Below are 14,814 nucleotides of genomic sequence, written 5' to 3'. Positions count from 1 at the left end.
ACTTCCCCGACAATCCCAAGCTTCATAGACATTGCGCCGCAATCGAGTTACGGCAGGAGATAACAGCAATGTCTGAGTTCGACTGGCGCTCACCGGAGGCGTATCAGCACGCTATCAAGTCGGGCGAGATGGCGGATTTCGCCTGGGAGTCACTGCGGCGCAGCCCGAACTATCGAGCTTCCTATCGTGAAAATCGATCCCAGATGACCTCCGAGTTCCGAAGGAGATGGGGCGTCTGCTTTCGCCCATGACCCGCAGGGGTCCTTTCACCAACAGACTATCTTCTGGGCACCTGAGGCGTTGCCGACGGTGGTGCCGGTCGTTCGCAGCGCGTCCGGCTCAAAAACGGTCGGCGCGGGGCTACAGCTTGCCGACCTTTCATCGGGCGCCATCAGACAGGCATCTGACGGCTGGCATGCCGTATTGCGCATTCAAGGGGCACAACATCATCTCTGGCTGAAAGAGGCGCTGCAGTTTGGTGTCTCTTATGCGGCCGAACTGCCGCTCGATGCGGACTTTGAGATCCGCGCCCACGCCTCACATCGGCTGTGGCGCACAATCAACGGCCGCCCGCCGGGACCTCCCTTTCATCAGATTTCGGCGCAGCGGCGCGAACGACTCGTCTTGGTGCTGCGTGCGCTCGATGGACACATGGAGGGTGCTTCCTATCGCGTCATCGCCGAGGTGCTGTTCGGCCGAAAACGCATCCCCGAGCGCGCCTGGAAAACCCACGAATTGCGCAGCCGGACCATCCGCCTGGTGCAGGCTGGTTTGGCTCTGATGCGCGGCGGCTATCGCGCATTGCTACGTCCTTCATCTCGCAAGGAGTAGAGCAGGGGTGCCGAAAATCATCGTTCGATCTTCGGCATCCCCCTTGGCACGCTGACTGCGCCATCGTGACCGTCGACGCGCGGGCCGAGCCGGCCGCGCTCCAGACGACCACGGAGCCTCGCAAATGCCCGATCCGAACGCCGGCCTGCCGCCGCGATACCTGCGCACGCCCGAGGCGGCGCGCTTTCTCGGACTCTCCGGCCGAACCCTGGAAAAGCACCGCACCTATGGGACAGGCCCGACCTACCGCAAGCTCGGCGGTCGCGTTGTGTATGCGATCGAGGACCTGAAGGCGTGGGTTGACCGTGGCGCCAAAACGTCCACCAGCGATCCCGGCACAGGCACGGTCCTGCCCGCGAAACGGCACACACCCATTCCGTATGCCGGAAAGGAGCGGCGCTGACCCATGCCGGACAGCAACTCCACTGCAAGCAGCAGGCGGCGATCAGAGCGCGACCAACTCGATCTGTTTCGCGCCCTCCCGGGCGATCTGGCGCCACGGGACGCACAAGACTTGATGGCGTATCCGTTCTTTTCGCTGGCAAAGTCGAGGCGTATTGTTCCCATCGATTTCCGCGCAGGCACCATCACCATTCGTGTCGAAGCCGTGCCGGAACATGGCATGGCGACGATCTGGGACGCGGACGTTCTGATCTGGGCTGCCTCGCAGATTGTCGAAGCCCGTGATGCCGGCCTGAAAACGTCCCGCCTGATGGCAGCGACCCCTTACGAGATCCTGACCTTCGTCGGCCGCGGCACCAGCGTGCGCGACTACGACCGCCTGAAGGCTGCGCTCGACCGGCTGCAATCGACCACTGTGATGACATCGATCCGGCAGCCGAGCGAACGGCGGCGGCATCGCTTCTCCTGGATCAACGAATGGAAAGAAACTGCCGATCCGCACGGGCATGCCCGTGGAATCGAGCTGATCCTGCCCGATTGGTTCTACACGGGCGTTCTCGATGAAGCGCTCGTGCTGACGATTGACCGCGCCTATTTCGATCTGACCGGTGGATTGGAGCGCTGGCTCTATCGCCTCGTCCGCAAGCACGGCGGCCGTCAGAATGGTGGTTGGAGCTTCGGCGTCGTACATCTCCACGCCAAATCCGGCAGCTTATCGCCAATCAAGCACTTTGCTTACGACCTGCGCCAGATCGTCCGTCGGCAGACGCTGCCGGGTTACAAACTTATCATCACGCAGGACCCAAACGGCGCCGAGCGACTGAATTTCGCACCAGTCCCCATCGGCCCGTCGAGCAAGCGACTGCGCAAGCGCGGCGTCGTCCTTCCTGCTGGGGACAAGCTGTGAATTCACTCGTGCTATCAGGGACCAGAACCCTCGTGCCATCGGGGACGCGATGCTCGTGCTATCGGGGACCGGAAACAAAGCTAAGGTTCTGCGGCTCCAAGACTTCCTGCTCCCGTAACTTTCCTAACATACTGATACTAACTTCCTGTTGTGAATCAGTACATTGTGAACAAGTCGGCAGCGCGTGCAACGAGGATGCCTCATGCATCCAGTCTCTCACGCGCAAAGCTTCGCTGCAATACGATTGTTATCTCCAATCTGCGCGCGCGAACGCGATCGCGCGCAAATCTTCGCGATCGCTGGCGTCGACATCATCGCCAGGTGCGCGTCACGTCCTTTTGCAGCCACTCGCTCGTCGAGGAGAACTCGCTAACATCCGTGGTTGGCACGATGGCCACCACAAGCCGGAATCTGAGGAAAGGGCGGTCAGGCTAACCAGCGCCGTGCTTGATGGCTTCAAACCTCGTCATGAAGCCGCCGGCAAGAAAAGTTGCGATCTCACCCAGATCCCCGTCTCCTCGGGAGACGCCGCTCCGCCGTGGCGGAAGGAAAAGGCGCGCGTGGAAGCGGCCGGGTCGCGGAGGCCCTTACACCGCCGCAGCGACCCGGCCGCGCTTGCCGCCGGCGCCAAACCGGAACGTGGTGCCATCGATCCAGATCTTGTGCAGCAGCACGGCGAGCGCGCGCGCCACCGCGGTCGTCGCACGCTTCAGACCCTTCTTCCTGGCCAGCCGCAGGCCCCACAGCCGCAGCTTAAAATTCTTTGGAATGCGCGTCATGATCGCGATCGCCGCCTCGTACAGCATCGCCCGTGTCAGCTCATCGCCGCATTTGGAGATGCTGCCGATCCGGTCGGTCTGGCCGGACTGATAGCGCCGCGGCGTCAAGCCGAAATGGGCGCCGACATTGGTCGACTTCCGGAATCGCGCCGGATCATCGACGGTGGCGCGGAACGTCAGCGCCACCAGCGCGCCGACGCCGGGCACGGTCATCATCCGCCGCACCACCTCGTCACCGCGTGCGGCCGCCAGCGCCAGGCAGTGCAGATTTGCCAACTGCAGCCGCATCGCATCGCGGGCGTCCAGCAGCGGCGCGACGATCGCTTCCAATTCCTTCTTCCCGGCCAGGAGATAGCGCGCCCGCGCCTCAAAACGGCCGACCGAGATCTCGCCGACCTTGAGGCCGAACGGGCGCAACAGGCCGCGGATCATGTTCTCCATGTCCAGCACCTTGCCGAGCAAGGGCTTGCGCCCGACCAGCAGCGCCCGCAACGTCTGTGCGCTCTCCGACTTGACGTGAACCGCGCGGAACCAGCCGGTCCGCATCATCTGGGCAATGCCCCTGGCGTCGTTGCGGTCGGTCTTGTTCAGCATCGCGTTCAGCGCCGCCTTGGCATGCCGGGTCTCGATGCAGATCACGGGCAGGCCTTTGTCGGACAGCGCCGTGAACAGCCAGGCACTGTACGAGAACGCTTCCAGCCCGACGCGCTTCAGCTGGATTCCCCACTCCGCCAGGAACAGCTCGATCGCGTCCGGATCGGTCGCGAGTTTCGCCTCCCGGACCACCTTGCCGTCGCCGTCCACCGCGCAAATGTTCGTCGCCTCCAGCGACACATCAAGCCCTGCATAGACGTCCATCATGCGCCTCCACCGCCGATCGCCGGCACGCACCGCGCGTTCCGTTCGCGAATCGCTGTGCAGCATTTTCGCAGCACCACGGCCGGCGAAGGGGCACCGGTCAGTACCCCGGCTAACGTACTCTCCTTCGGATACCTTCTAACGAATTGGAGCCACTCGGCTGTGATTCTCGGCAGCAGCAGGAACGCTGCAGCGCTTCGACAACGCCGATCATCGGCGCATCATCGCAACCGTTCTGCCGAAACCAAGGCTCTGACGTCGATGCGCTGGCGACAGCGCACCCGTTGGCATGTCCAAAATTTCACTCAGAACTATGGAGTAGCCGGGTGAGCGACCTCATGACTGTTGAGCTCTTGTGGCTCGAAAAGCGGATCGAGAACCGAATCAGGTTCGGCAAGCCTGTATCGGAGAAGATCATTGACCAGCACCGGCGCATTCTCTCGTTCGTTCCCGGCAGCATCTTTGCGTTCGTGCGCTGGACCTCCAATGACTTCGGGACCATCCTGTCTCGAATCGACATTCTGCGCGCGATTACACCGGGGCAGCGGTATTCGACCGTGCCTTGGGTCAGCCCTGGCGGCGAAAGCCTGCTGCGACTGGCGGGCTGGCGAAAGGTCGAGCGCGTTCTCCAGTTGATCGATGCCGTGGAGTCACTCGGCATCGATCCTGCCGATGCGGCCCCCGAATACTGGCATCACGTCCACAACCGCCTTTCCGTCAACGAAACGCCACGACCTTACACGCGTGCGCGCCACCAGGCGTGGCTCCGCCGGCGCAGGATGGTGCTCTGATGGGACGGCTAAGGATCATCCTTGCGATATGTGGGGCCACAACGCTCGCGCTTTGGCCGGTCACCGACACCTCACTGTCGTACATCTGGAACGCATCCGGAAGTGTGCCGATCGGTCTCTACCGTTTGCAAGGGACCGCCCGATTGCACATCACTGAGCTCGTGGCCGTTCGGGCACCGGAGCCGCTTGCGAGCTTCCTCGACTTCAACGGCTATTTGCCGAGCGGTCTTCCGATGCTCAAGCGCGTGCTGGCGTTGCCCGGACAAACCGTCTGCAGAACGGGACTCACAATCCTCGTCGACAGCATCGAAATGGGCCACGCACGCGAGCGCGACCGCCGTGGCAGGCCGTTGCCCGCCTGGCAGGGCTGCCGGGTCCTTGCCGAGGACGAGGTCTTTCTCATGAACTGGCAGTCGCCGGAGTCCTTTGACGGCAGATATTTTGGACCACTCCCGAGCTCAGCCGTCATCGGGCAAGCGGTACCGGTGTGGACCAAGGAGGACTGACGAATGCCGGATTTGCTCCACTGGCTTGCGGTTTCTGTGTTCGGCCGATCGCAACATCATTGCTCCATCCCGGCCAAATTGCCGGCAATCGGCACGCGGCGCGGCCGTCTCGCGCCGGCTCAGTGGCGGCCGGGAAGAGCTTTGTCCTTGGCGGCTGCCCGCACATTGCTATCGGGAGCCACTGCTTGCGCTCTGGGAATTCTCATGACGCTCGCAGCGCCATCGGCCGGCAGAGCGGAGGTTGGATCGCGCGCACAAGCTGCGCGCTCCTCAAACCTGCTTCCTGGCCTTGCATACACCGCGTTCGTGACCGAAGCCTCGCATCGGTTCGCGATCCCGGAGCGCTGGATTCGTGCCGTCATGCAGGCTGAAAGCGGCGGGAATGCGCACGCCATATCGGCTCGGGGAGCGCTCGGGTTGATGCAAATCATGCCGGCGACCTGGGTCGAGCTGAGCGTCCGTCACGATCTCGGTATCGATCCGTTTGATCCTCGCGACAACATTATGGCTGGGGCAGCGTACGTTCGCGAGATGCTCGATCGCTTCGGATCGGAAGGGTTTCTCGCAGCCTACAATGCGGGACCAAAGCGGTACGAGGAGCACCTGGCCACCGGCCGACCGCTTCCGGATGAAACACAAATCTACATCGCTAGACTCGTACCATTGATCGGCATTGAGCAGCGCAACAGCGGTGGTTCGGCTGCCAGACGCTTGGCGGCGTGGCAGCAAGCGCCAGTCCTTGTTGAGCGGTTCGAGAGCTTATCCCCTGAGGGCAACTCGGCATCTGGCGTCCGCACAATGAAGTCGTCGAAAGCAGCGCCTAAGGCGGGTACGACTGCACTCGTCCCTCGCGCGACGGGCCTGTTTGTGCGGCGATCAGACGAGGTGCAGTCCCGATGATCGCAATCGCATTTCGTCGCATGATGTCGAAGCTGGTCGCAACTTTGAGAGCGGTCGGCAGAGAGCCGGGAGTGAGCCACCGGGGAGGGCAGGATAAAAGCCGCAAGGTGCGGCCGGTCGGTTGTGGGCGAAACTGCAACGATTTCAATGACCCGGAAAACATTGCGAATGGGCGACACAACTTGCGATTTGCGCTAACTCCCCGTTGTTGCCCGGTTTTCGACAGGTTGCAGCGGGCACGATGACCGGTCACGACGATTTCCGCATTCGCCCAGGCCGCATCCGTTCGACGCGCGCGCCCCGGACGAAGCCGTTCTTGGCGCAGACGCTAAGGGCTGCTCAGAAGGCCGGAGGTCTCTCGCGGGGTAGCCGCAGCCGTGGCAGCAAGTTTGGGCGCGGTCGCGCGGCGAGCCTTGCCGCGACGCGGCTCCTCAACAACCGCGCGCGATCCGCCATGGTTAAGGCGCGGGTCGTGCGCCGGATGCGTTCGCCGGGCGCGCTGCGCGCGCATATCGGTTATCTCCAGCGCGACGGGGTCACCCGCGATGGGACACCGGGCAAGCTCTTTGACGCGACGGGCGATAACGCCGACGGCCGCGCGTTCGCCGAGCGCTGCGAGGGCGACCGGCATCACTTCCGGTTCATCGTCTCGCCCGACGATGCTGGCGAACTCGCGAACTTGCGGATATTTACCCGGGAGCTGATGGATCAGGCCTCGCGCGACCTCGGCACCCGGCTCGATTGGGTTGCGGTCGATCATTGGAACACCGAGCACCCGCATGTCCACATCCTGGTGCGCGGCCGCGCGGATGACGGAAATGACCTCGTCATCAGCCGAGACTATATCTCGACGGGCTTGCGCGCCCGCGCCGGCGATCTCGTCACGCGCGAGCTTGGCCCGCGATCGGAGCTCGAGATCCGCCAAGTCCTTGAAGCGGAGGTGACGGCCGAACGCTGGACCAGGCTCGACCGGGCGCTTGCCCGGGAAGCGGGTGCGGCCGACGGGGTGATCGATCTGAGGCCGGACGGGATTGCCGGGGGCGACCCGTTACGGGAGATTCGCATCGGGCGGATGCGGACACTCGAGCGGCTCGGCGTGGCCGCGCCCGCCGGTTCTGCGCAGTGGGTACTGGCCCCAGACGCCCAGCCGCGGCTGCGTGCGCTCGGCGAGCGCGGCGACATCATCAAGCGGCTGCACAATACAATCGCGAAGGATGGCCCGGCGCGCGCGCCCTCGTCCTGGGCACTCGAGGGCGAACGCCATGGCGAACCGGTCATCGGCCGTCTTATGGCGCGCGGGCTCGACGACGAACTCAGGGGCACGGCGTTCGCCATTGTCGACGGGATCGACGGGCGCGTGCATCACCTGAAACTCCCCGATATCGAGTCGGCTAGCAACGGGCCGATCGACGCCATTGTGGAGCTCCGGCGCTTTGACGATGCGCGCGGTCGAGCCCGGATCGCCCTCGCTGTGCGCTCGGACGTGGCGCTCGAGCAGCAGGTCTCGGCGGAGGGAGCGACCTGGCTCGACCGACAGCTTGTGGCACGCGAGCCTACCGATCTCTCGCGCGCTGGCTTTGGCGCCGAGGTGCGGACCGCGCTCGAGCGGCGGATCGACGTCCTGGCAGAGCAGGGACTTGCTCGCCGTAACGGCGAAAAGGTCACACTGGGTCGCAATTTGGTCGAGACCCTTCGCCGCCGTGAGTTGGAAGCCGTCGGACGAGGTCTGGCCGAGGAATCAGGGCTTGCGCATTTGGCCGCCGATGCAGGTGAGCAGATTTCGGGGGTCTATCGCCGGCGCCTATCGTTGACCTCTGGACGTTTCGCCATGATCGACAATGGGCTTGGTTTCCAGCTCGTGCCGTGGACGCCTTCACTTGAGCACCAACTAGGAAAACAAGTAAGCGGCATCGCGGGACCGGCCAATGTCGAGTGGAGCTTTGGACGCAAACGGGGGCTCGCGCTCTGACCCGTCGAATTCTGCTTTGGGGCGCCGGCAGTTGCTGGGCACGGCGGGCTATCATTGAGTCGCACATCGTTCCTATTCAACCTGAACCCTGTTCGCGTCAAGGGAGCAATCTTGGTCCGGCATGACGACTGGATCTCCATTTCTCAACGAGAGCCGGCAGAGTTTATGAGGTTTTGAGACGATCCTACCCGATCAATGTTGAGGCGGTTGGCTTCATCAAGTCGTAACAGTGGAATGTAGGCCGACGACCTTAGGCCAACCCTTGTACACGCCGACATCAGCCCACCAGTTAGAATGCATCGGTATTGCCATTCGGACGCAGGATTTAGCCGTCAACTCAGCATGCATTGCACCAATTGAGATTTGAATCCTCATTAGGATCGGAAAGAGCAGCTGCCACTCTCGGCCATCACCAGCCTGCAGCAAACTCAAAAGGATTATCATCAGGAAGCTGCCACACGTGATGTCGAAAAGGCGCATGCTAGCCTAATGGCGCGTCTCAGCCTTCTTGTCGGCCTGGACAGCCGGTACCAAATGCACGACCCGATATCCGTTCTTGTGCAGATATCGCAGCAAGGCCGGTATCATTGCAGCGGTGCGGGCTTGGGCATCATGCAGGAGGATGATGCCCTTTCTCGCGCTCTCTAACTGCACGATCACGTTCATGAGCTCTTGGTCTGGGCTAATGTCTTCCCAATCGCTCGCCCAAAGGTCGGTTCCGAACACCACGATTCCGCGCGACTGCAACGCGTCCAGCATTGCAGGCGACGAGTCGAAATGGGGAAAGCGGAAGAATGGCGTCGAAGGGACGTTGGTCGACACGCCCTCGAGTGCGAGCTCATCAGCCGCAATGCCGCGATCGATATCGTCCATTGCCTGTTCGAATGGCATCTTGGACATCATGTGGTGCGACCAGCTATGGTGCGCTATGCTGTGGCCCTGTGAGGCGATGCGGCGGACGAGCCCGGGAAATTCTGCCGAGGATCTGCCGACAAGGAAGAAGGTGGCCCGCACGCATTCCTGCGCGAGCGCTTCCAGCACCTTTTGTGTGTTCGGCGGCCTCGGACCGTCATCGAAGGTGAGTACGACCTCGTGATCTGCCAGAGGAAGGGTCGTCGGAAACTCATTCGATCCCACGCGCGGATAGGCCCTCGGATCGACAGCGAGTACGCGCGACGTTCCCAATGCGTCCTGCCGCTGGCAGTCGGCCGCGCCAGCGATGCCGTTGCAGGGAAACACCACGCTCGCAGCGCCGGCAAGCCATGATGCCAATCTGTTCAGACGCCTGTTTGCCGTCGTCCCCGGCGCGACTTTGCTTGCTGCGCAAACGCCGTGCGCGCCGTACGATATTCGATGTCGCTAGCGGGATTTCTGCGCATCAATGGCATATCGGACCAAAAAGCGTCGTTAGGCCCCGGCTGATGCGATGAACGCGGCGTTCTTAATGGTTGAACTTATTTCTGGTGCCTTCTCTGCTGGGAAGCATCCTGGCCCTACCTTAGGCTTTGTCGAGAGGTCGCCAAGTCGCTCGTGTCGAGCACAACAACTTCCGAAAGAGAACGCTACGAGCACCGGTTGATCAGAGAAAGGGCGAATCCGCCAAGCCGCGACGGTCACGCAAGGATAGGATAATCGCCGGCTCTTCCAGTCGCTTTCTGAGCGCGACATGGTTCATTGCATGTTGTGGCTAGCATCACCGGTACGTACAGGGCCGTTGGGTATCTTCATTCACGAATGCGACCGTTCGCCTGACCCGCCGATTTCTGCGCCCTGACGCGCGCGAGTACGATGTACGGGCGGCACCGCTTGTGTGCACCCCATGAATGCCTCCAGATCTCCGATCCATGTCCGCAACGAAGATCATATGGCATCAGGTCATCCTGGTTTGTCTCGTCGTGCTCGCCTTTCTTTGGGGGGCTACCGAATGGACGGCATGGCGGCTCGCCTTTCAACCGCAGCTTGGACCAGCCTGGTTCAGGATTGGGCATTGGGCGATTTACCAGCCGGCAGCCTTCTTCGCTTGGTGGTTCAAATTCGACGCTTACGCACCGTTGATCTTCCTGGAGGGCGGCGCTATTGCCGCGAGCGGTGGCATCGCAGCAATTGCGCTAGCGATGATGCTCTCCGTCTTGCGGGCGCAAGAGGCGAGGGACGTCACCACCTATGGCTCGGCACGCTGGGCGGATGCGCGCGAGGTCAGGCGGGCGGGTCTCTTGGGATCTGACGGCATCGTGCTCGGCCGGCTTGAGGGCCATTATCTGCGGCATGACGGGCCTGAGCACGTGCTCTGCTTTGCTCCCACGCGCTCTGGCAAGGGCGTTGGCCTTGTCATACCGACTCTTTTGACCTGGCCGGCTTCCACGATTGTTCATGACATTAAGGGCGAGAACTTCCAGTTGACTTCCGGCTGGCGCGCGCGATTTGGGCCAGTGCTCTTGTTCGATCCGACCAATCCGGCCAGCGCCGCCTACAACCCGCTTCTCGAGATCCGTCGTGGTGATTGCGAGGTGCGAGATGCCCAAAACATCGCCGATATCCTTGTCGACCCGGAAGGGGCACTCGAACGCCGCAACCACTGGGAAAAGACCAGCCACTCTCTCCTTGTCGGTGCAATCCTGCATGTCCTCTACGCCGAAGCCGAGAAGACGCTCGCAGGCGTCGCCAATTTCCTGTCCGATCCCTCCCGCCCGATCGACGCTACGCTCAGCGCAATGCTCGCAACCCCGCATCTTGGAGGTAGCGTTCATCCCGTCGTCGCTTCGGCCGCGCGCGAGCTTCTCAACAAGAGCGAAAACGAGCGCTCCGGCGTGCTCTCAACCGCGATGAGCTTCCTGGGGCTCTATCGCGATCCGGTGGTTGCCAGGATCACCGCGCGAAGCGATTGGCGCATCCGCGATCTCGTGGACGGCTCGGAGCCCGTCTCACTCTATCTCGTGGTGCCTCCATCCGACATCGTCCGTACCAAACCCCTGATGCGACTCATCCTCAACCAGATCGGGCGGCGGTTGACCGAAAGCCTGGATCCAGACCGGCGCCGGCAAAAACTCCTTCTCATGCTCGATGAGTTTGCAGCGCTCGGCCGGCTCGACTTTTTCGAGAGTCAGCTCGCCTTCATGGCAGGCTACGGCATCCGCAGCTTTCTGATCACCCAGAGCCTCAATCAGCTCGAACGCGCCTATGGGCCGAACCATGCCATCCTCGACAATTGTCACGTCCGGATCGCCTTCTCGACCAATGATGAGCGTACCGCCAAGCGCGTATCCGACGCACTCGGAACTGCGACCGAGTTGCGCGCCATGAAGAACTATGCCGGACACCGATTGAGCCCCTGGCTTGGACACCTCATGGTGAGCCGTCAGGAGACCTCGCGGCCGCTGCTGACGCCAGGCGAGGTCATGCAACTCTCGCCTAAAGAGGCAATCGTGATGATTTCCGGGGTCCACCCGGTGCGCGCCACCAAGGCCCGCTACTATGAGGACCCGCAGTTCCAGCGACGTGTGCTGAAGCCAGCCCGCTTCGATCCGCGTACCTTGTCCGCAGGACCGGATGACTGGTCGGCCGGCGGCCCAATTCCGCCATCACTCGAGCTACTGACCAGACGCAAGCGCAGGAGTGATGAGGCGAACGGTGGTTTGCGTCGCGAGCCAGAATTGCCGGAACATGAGGAGATCGAGGTCAAGGCGCCGCTCGGCGAACACGAGTTCGACACCGACCTCGATGAGGGCGATGCCGATGCCGTCCAGGCACAAGCTCTGAGCCGCTCGATGCAGGGTGTTGCGCGGACCGTCAGCCTCGACGCGGACGATGGGATGGATCTGTGAGCGGGCAGCGTGAAAAAGATCCAGCTCAGCATCTATCTCGATCCGGAAACCTTCAAAACCCTCGAGGCCTTCGCACAACGCCGGGGTCAGCCCAAGTCCCTGGTCGCCGAGGCCGCGATCGGCTCCTTCGTTTCCCCTGATGATTCCGATCGGCGCGAGGCGGCGATCGCCAAGCGTCTGGACCGGATCTCGCGCGTGGTCGAACGCTTGGAGCGCAATGATAGCATCACGCTTGAGACCATCGCGCTCTTCATCCGTTTCTGGCTGACCTCAACGCCGGCGCTCCCCGAGCATTCGACTCCCGCCGCGCGCGCCAAGGGCGCGGAACGTTACGATCGCTTTGTTGAGGCGCTGGGACGGCGACTTGCAAGCGGATCCACCGTCCTGAAAGAGGTGAGCATCGACATGCACGCCTCGGAGAAGCCCGAGTAATCAGTACGCGCGCCTCAAATGCGCCCTGGCAGCTTGTGGCAATATGCGGCGCTGGATCAGATAAGCCGACCCGCAAATCGGCAGCACGCCATGAAGCCCGCAAGCGACGGGCGCGTCACTCAAGGTTCCGGGGCCCCGCCGCAATAGGCCGTTAGCTGCCCGCGAATGACACAGACTGACAGTCCAGCTCTTCTTGAGACCGCCTTGTCTTTCTTTGGCTGCGCCAGACTACGACGCAGATGTCGGTGCAGTTGAAGCGACGTTCGGATTGGCCCTTGTGTCAAGTCCATCATCGCTGGGGGCGATTCAGCCGTTTCGATTCCGAAATCGACGCCGCGCGTACCGCGCTGCGCGGGCAGGTCGCGGCCGCAAATTGGGAGTGAACAAGCAGTGCAAATCGATGGAGAGCTTGGAGGCCAGCCCAGCTCGATTGTGAATCAAGCCGACAGCGATGCGCAGCCGAGCCCGAACGAAAGAGCGCGAACCAAGAAGGTTACCGTTCAGCTCTCCGAGAGCATGTTTCAGCGGCTCGAAGTTGCGACCGAACGCCCGGGGGTCGGCAAGAGCATGGTCGTCGAGACGGCGCTTGAACAATTCCTGAATCCTGCACCGCCCATCGAAGGGCGCGTTCATGAGGCTCTGGACCGGATAAGTGGCCAGATGGCCAGGCTCGAGCACGAGATCGCGATCATCGCGGAGACCGTAGCCCTGCATGCGCGCTATCACCTCACCGTGACGCCGCCCATGCTGCCATCCGGGCAGCGGGAGGCGTGCCTGCTTGGGCAGCAGCGTTTCAAGGTATTGGCGGAGCAGGTCGAACGGCGGGTACGGCTCGGTCAGCCATTGATCCGGGAGACGATCGATCGGCTGGGCAAAGGCAGTCGACCGGGTGGTGAAGCTCTTGGCGGCGCGTCACAGCGCGCGGCAGAGCAACACTTGAGTCAGGAAGGTCTGTCAGCAGTCGCGGTGGATGGAAACTCCGAGCCGAGCGCTGCCGCCGCGGAGGGCGGCAGCGCTCCAAACTTTCGAAACCTGCCCAACTCCTTTTGTTAGGCCGGCCGCCAGAAGCGTGCGGAAGGAGCTTGGGTCGCAAATATTGCCGGTGGCACGAGTTGAGCCCGTTCCTGTGTGGCGGCTGATCGCGTGCGTGTTTCTTCCCTTCGCGGCCGGGTACTACCTTTCATACCTGTTCCGGACCATCAATACACTCATTGCTGGCCGCCTCGCCTCTGATCTCGGGCTTGGCGCTGCCGATGTCGGGCTGCTCACGTCAATCTATTTTCTGGTCGTTATGGCAGCCCAGATTCCGATCGGCATGTTACTTGATCGCTTTGGGCCGCGCCGGGTCCAGAGCGTGCTCTTGGCTGTTGCTGCAGGGGGTGCCGCGCTCTTTGGGCTATCGACGGGATTCCTGTCGCTTCTTTTTGCTCGCGCGATTGTCGGACTTGGGAGTGCAGCAGCCCTGATGTCCGGGCTGAAAATCATCGTCCTCTGGTTTCCAAGAGAACGTTTGGCGCTGATCAATGGCTACATGATTATGCTGGGCTCATTGGGCGCGGTCACCGCAACGGCTCCTGCCGAATCGCTGCTGGACTGGATCGGATGGCGGGGTCTATTCGGTGTGCTGGCCGCCGCAAGCGCGCTTGCTGCCATTTTGATCTATCTCGTGGTTCCCGAACGGACCACTGGGCCACAGGGCAGCAGGACGCCCGCCACTCTGAAAACCGTCTACTCGGATGCGCGGTTCTGGAGGATGGCGCCCTTATCGGCGACCTGCATCGGGTCCGCTTGGGCACTGCAATCCTTATGGGCGGCGCCCTGGCTTTCCGATGTGGAGCGGCTGGATCGAACGAGGCTCGTCAACGAATTGTTCGTGATGGCGGTCGCTCTGAGTCTCGGCGCTCTGGTCTTGGGCGTCCTTGCCAACTGGGTGCGCCGCCGGGCTAAGAAGAGCGAGGCTCTGTTTGGCTTGGTCGCGGCGATGTTGATTGTGGCGGAGCTTGTGCTGATCCTGCATCCGCCCTGGCCTTCACTCCTGCCGTGGTGCGTGCTGTCGATGGCCGGATCAGCCACTGCTCTGACCTACGCCATCATAGCGGATTATTTCCCGGCCGAGCTGGTTGCGCGCGCCAATGGCGGTCTGAATGTCCTGCAGTTTGGCTGGGCTTTCGTCGTGCAGTACGGGACGGGACTGATTCTGGAGCAATGGCCTCTGGAGGCGGGGCATTATCCTTTAACGGCCTATCAGACCGCGTTCGGTCTGAACGTTTTGCTGCAGGTGGCAGCGTTGGTCTGGTTCGCCGCCGTCCCCTGGCTCGAGCGCCGGAAACGGAAGGCTGGCGCTTCGGTCACACGTCAGCCGGCGGGAGGCTGGAACTCGGTTGAGGTCGTTATTCCACCAGCCGAGCTCGCCATCCTGGAGGCGGATGATCATGCGGAGTGGTGAAGCCCGCATGTCGCCGGGCTGATGTCCGGGGTCATGATGTTCGGCGCGTCGGAAGCGATCGTCCCTAATCTTTCTTCTTCTACGCCAGACTACGATCCATTTGGTCCCATTGTTGCTGTCGCGCAGGTTCTGCTTTTTCTAGTTGTCCTCATGTGAGGCGGCTAGACGCTAG

The 14,814-nt window shown here is 62.2% G+C and carries 14 protein-coding genes; 12 read left to right on the top strand and 2 right to left on the bottom strand.

Going from position 1 to position 14,814, the window contains the following annotated elements:
• The first annotated feature begins 68 nt into the window (after window positions 1–68).
• From AC0L20_RS30635 to AC0L20_RS30620, 4 genes are all read left to right on the top strand, one after another.
• Window positions 69–251, top strand: coding sequence for a transcriptional regulator domain-containing protein (locus AC0L20_RS30635; protein ID WP_317245281.1), 183 nt, complete (start codon window positions 69–71; stop codon window positions 249–251).
• 58 nt (window positions 252–309) lie between these two features.
• Window positions 310–831: a DUF2285 domain-containing protein gene (locus AC0L20_RS30630; protein ID WP_473294349.1), complete on the top strand. Its 522-nt coding sequence runs from the start codon at window positions 310–312 to the stop codon at window positions 829–831.
• Window positions 832–955: 124 nt separating this feature from the next.
• On the top strand, window positions 956–1,234 hold the full coding sequence (locus tag AC0L20_RS30625) for a helix-turn-helix transcriptional regulator (protein ID WP_007605953.1): 279 nt from the start codon (window positions 956–958) through the stop codon (window positions 1,232–1,234).
• A 3-nt stretch (window positions 1,235–1,237) separates the two neighbouring features.
• A complete protein-coding gene (locus tag AC0L20_RS30620) occupies window positions 1,238–2,140 on the top strand; it encodes a replication initiator protein A (RefSeq protein ID WP_473294323.1) in 903 nt (300 codons plus the stop codon).
• Between the two features lie 587 nt (window positions 2,141–2,727).
• Here AC0L20_RS30620 and AC0L20_RS30615 read toward each other — a convergent pair.
• Entirely contained in the window at window positions 2,728–3,777 is a 1,050-nt protein-coding gene (locus AC0L20_RS30615) for an IS110 family RNA-guided transposase (protein WP_473294322.1), read from the bottom strand.
• 326 nt (window positions 3,778–4,103) lie between these two features.
• Here AC0L20_RS30615 and AC0L20_RS30610 point away from each other — a divergent pair, with 326 nt between their 5' ends.
• The 4 genes from AC0L20_RS30610 to AC0L20_RS30595 all read left to right on the top strand — a co-directional run bounded on the left by AC0L20_RS30610 (window position 4,104) and on the right by AC0L20_RS30595 (window position 7,943).
• A complete protein-coding gene (locus tag AC0L20_RS30610) occupies window positions 4,104–4,568 on the top strand; it encodes a DUF2840 domain-containing protein (protein ID WP_473294321.1) in 465 nt (154 codons plus the stop codon).
• The gene (locus AC0L20_RS30605; protein ID WP_473294320.1) at window positions 4,568–5,074 is read left to right on the top strand and encodes a S26 family signal peptidase; all 507 of its coding nucleotides are present in this window, start codon (window positions 4,568–4,570) and stop codon (window positions 5,072–5,074) included. The genes AC0L20_RS30610 and AC0L20_RS30605 overlap by 1 nt, the downstream gene beginning before the upstream one ends.
• A 204-nt stretch (window positions 5,075–5,278) precedes the next feature.
• Window positions 5,279–5,974 (top strand): lytic transglycosylase domain-containing protein, encoded by a 696-nt coding sequence (locus AC0L20_RS30600; RefSeq protein WP_473294319.1) that lies wholly within the window; start codon window positions 5,279–5,281, stop codon window positions 5,972–5,974.
• 241 nt (window positions 5,975–6,215) lie between these two features.
• Window positions 6,216–7,943, top strand: a complete 1,728-nt coding sequence (locus AC0L20_RS30595) for a relaxase/mobilization nuclease domain-containing protein (RefSeq protein ID WP_473294318.1) — start codon at window positions 6,216–6,218, stop codon at window positions 7,941–7,943.
• Between the two features lie 486 nt (window positions 7,944–8,429).
• Here the strand turns inward: AC0L20_RS30595 and AC0L20_RS30590 are convergent, their stop codons facing one another.
• On the bottom strand, window positions 8,430–9,185 hold the full coding sequence (locus AC0L20_RS30590) for a polysaccharide deacetylase family protein (protein ID WP_473294317.1): 756 nt from the start codon (window positions 9,183–9,185) through the stop codon (window positions 8,430–8,432).
• Window positions 9,186–9,787: 602 nt separating this feature from the next.
• Between AC0L20_RS30590 and AC0L20_RS30585 the strand changes: the two genes are divergently transcribed.
• The 4 genes from AC0L20_RS30585 to AC0L20_RS30570 all read left to right on the top strand — a co-directional run bounded on the left by AC0L20_RS30585 (window position 9,788) and on the right by AC0L20_RS30570 (window position 14,642).
• Window positions 9,788–11,764 carry a conjugal transfer protein TraG gene (locus tag AC0L20_RS30585; protein ID WP_473294316.1) on the top strand — a complete coding sequence of 659 codons (1,977 nt, stop codon included), beginning with the start codon at window positions 9,788–9,790 and terminating at the stop codon, window positions 11,762–11,764.
• A 9-nt stretch (window positions 11,765–11,773) separates the two neighbouring features.
• Window positions 11,774–12,196, top strand: a complete 423-nt coding sequence (locus AC0L20_RS30580; protein WP_473294315.1) for a CopG family transcriptional regulator — start codon at window positions 11,774–11,776, stop codon at window positions 12,194–12,196.
• Between the two features lie 390 nt (window positions 12,197–12,586).
• Window positions 12,587–13,249, top strand: coding sequence for a ribbon-helix-helix domain-containing protein (locus AC0L20_RS30575; protein WP_473294314.1), 663 nt, complete (start codon window positions 12,587–12,589; stop codon window positions 13,247–13,249).
• Between the two features lie 73 nt (window positions 13,250–13,322).
• Entirely contained in the window at window positions 13,323–14,642 is a 1,320-nt protein-coding gene (locus AC0L20_RS30570) for an MFS transporter (protein ID WP_473294313.1), read from the top strand.
• Window positions 14,643–14,814: the final 172 nt, after the last annotated feature.

The sequence above is a fragment of the Bradyrhizobium sp. Kon58 genome (genome assembly GCF_055807455.1).
This window is presented reverse-complemented; position numbering and strand designations above follow the sequence as displayed.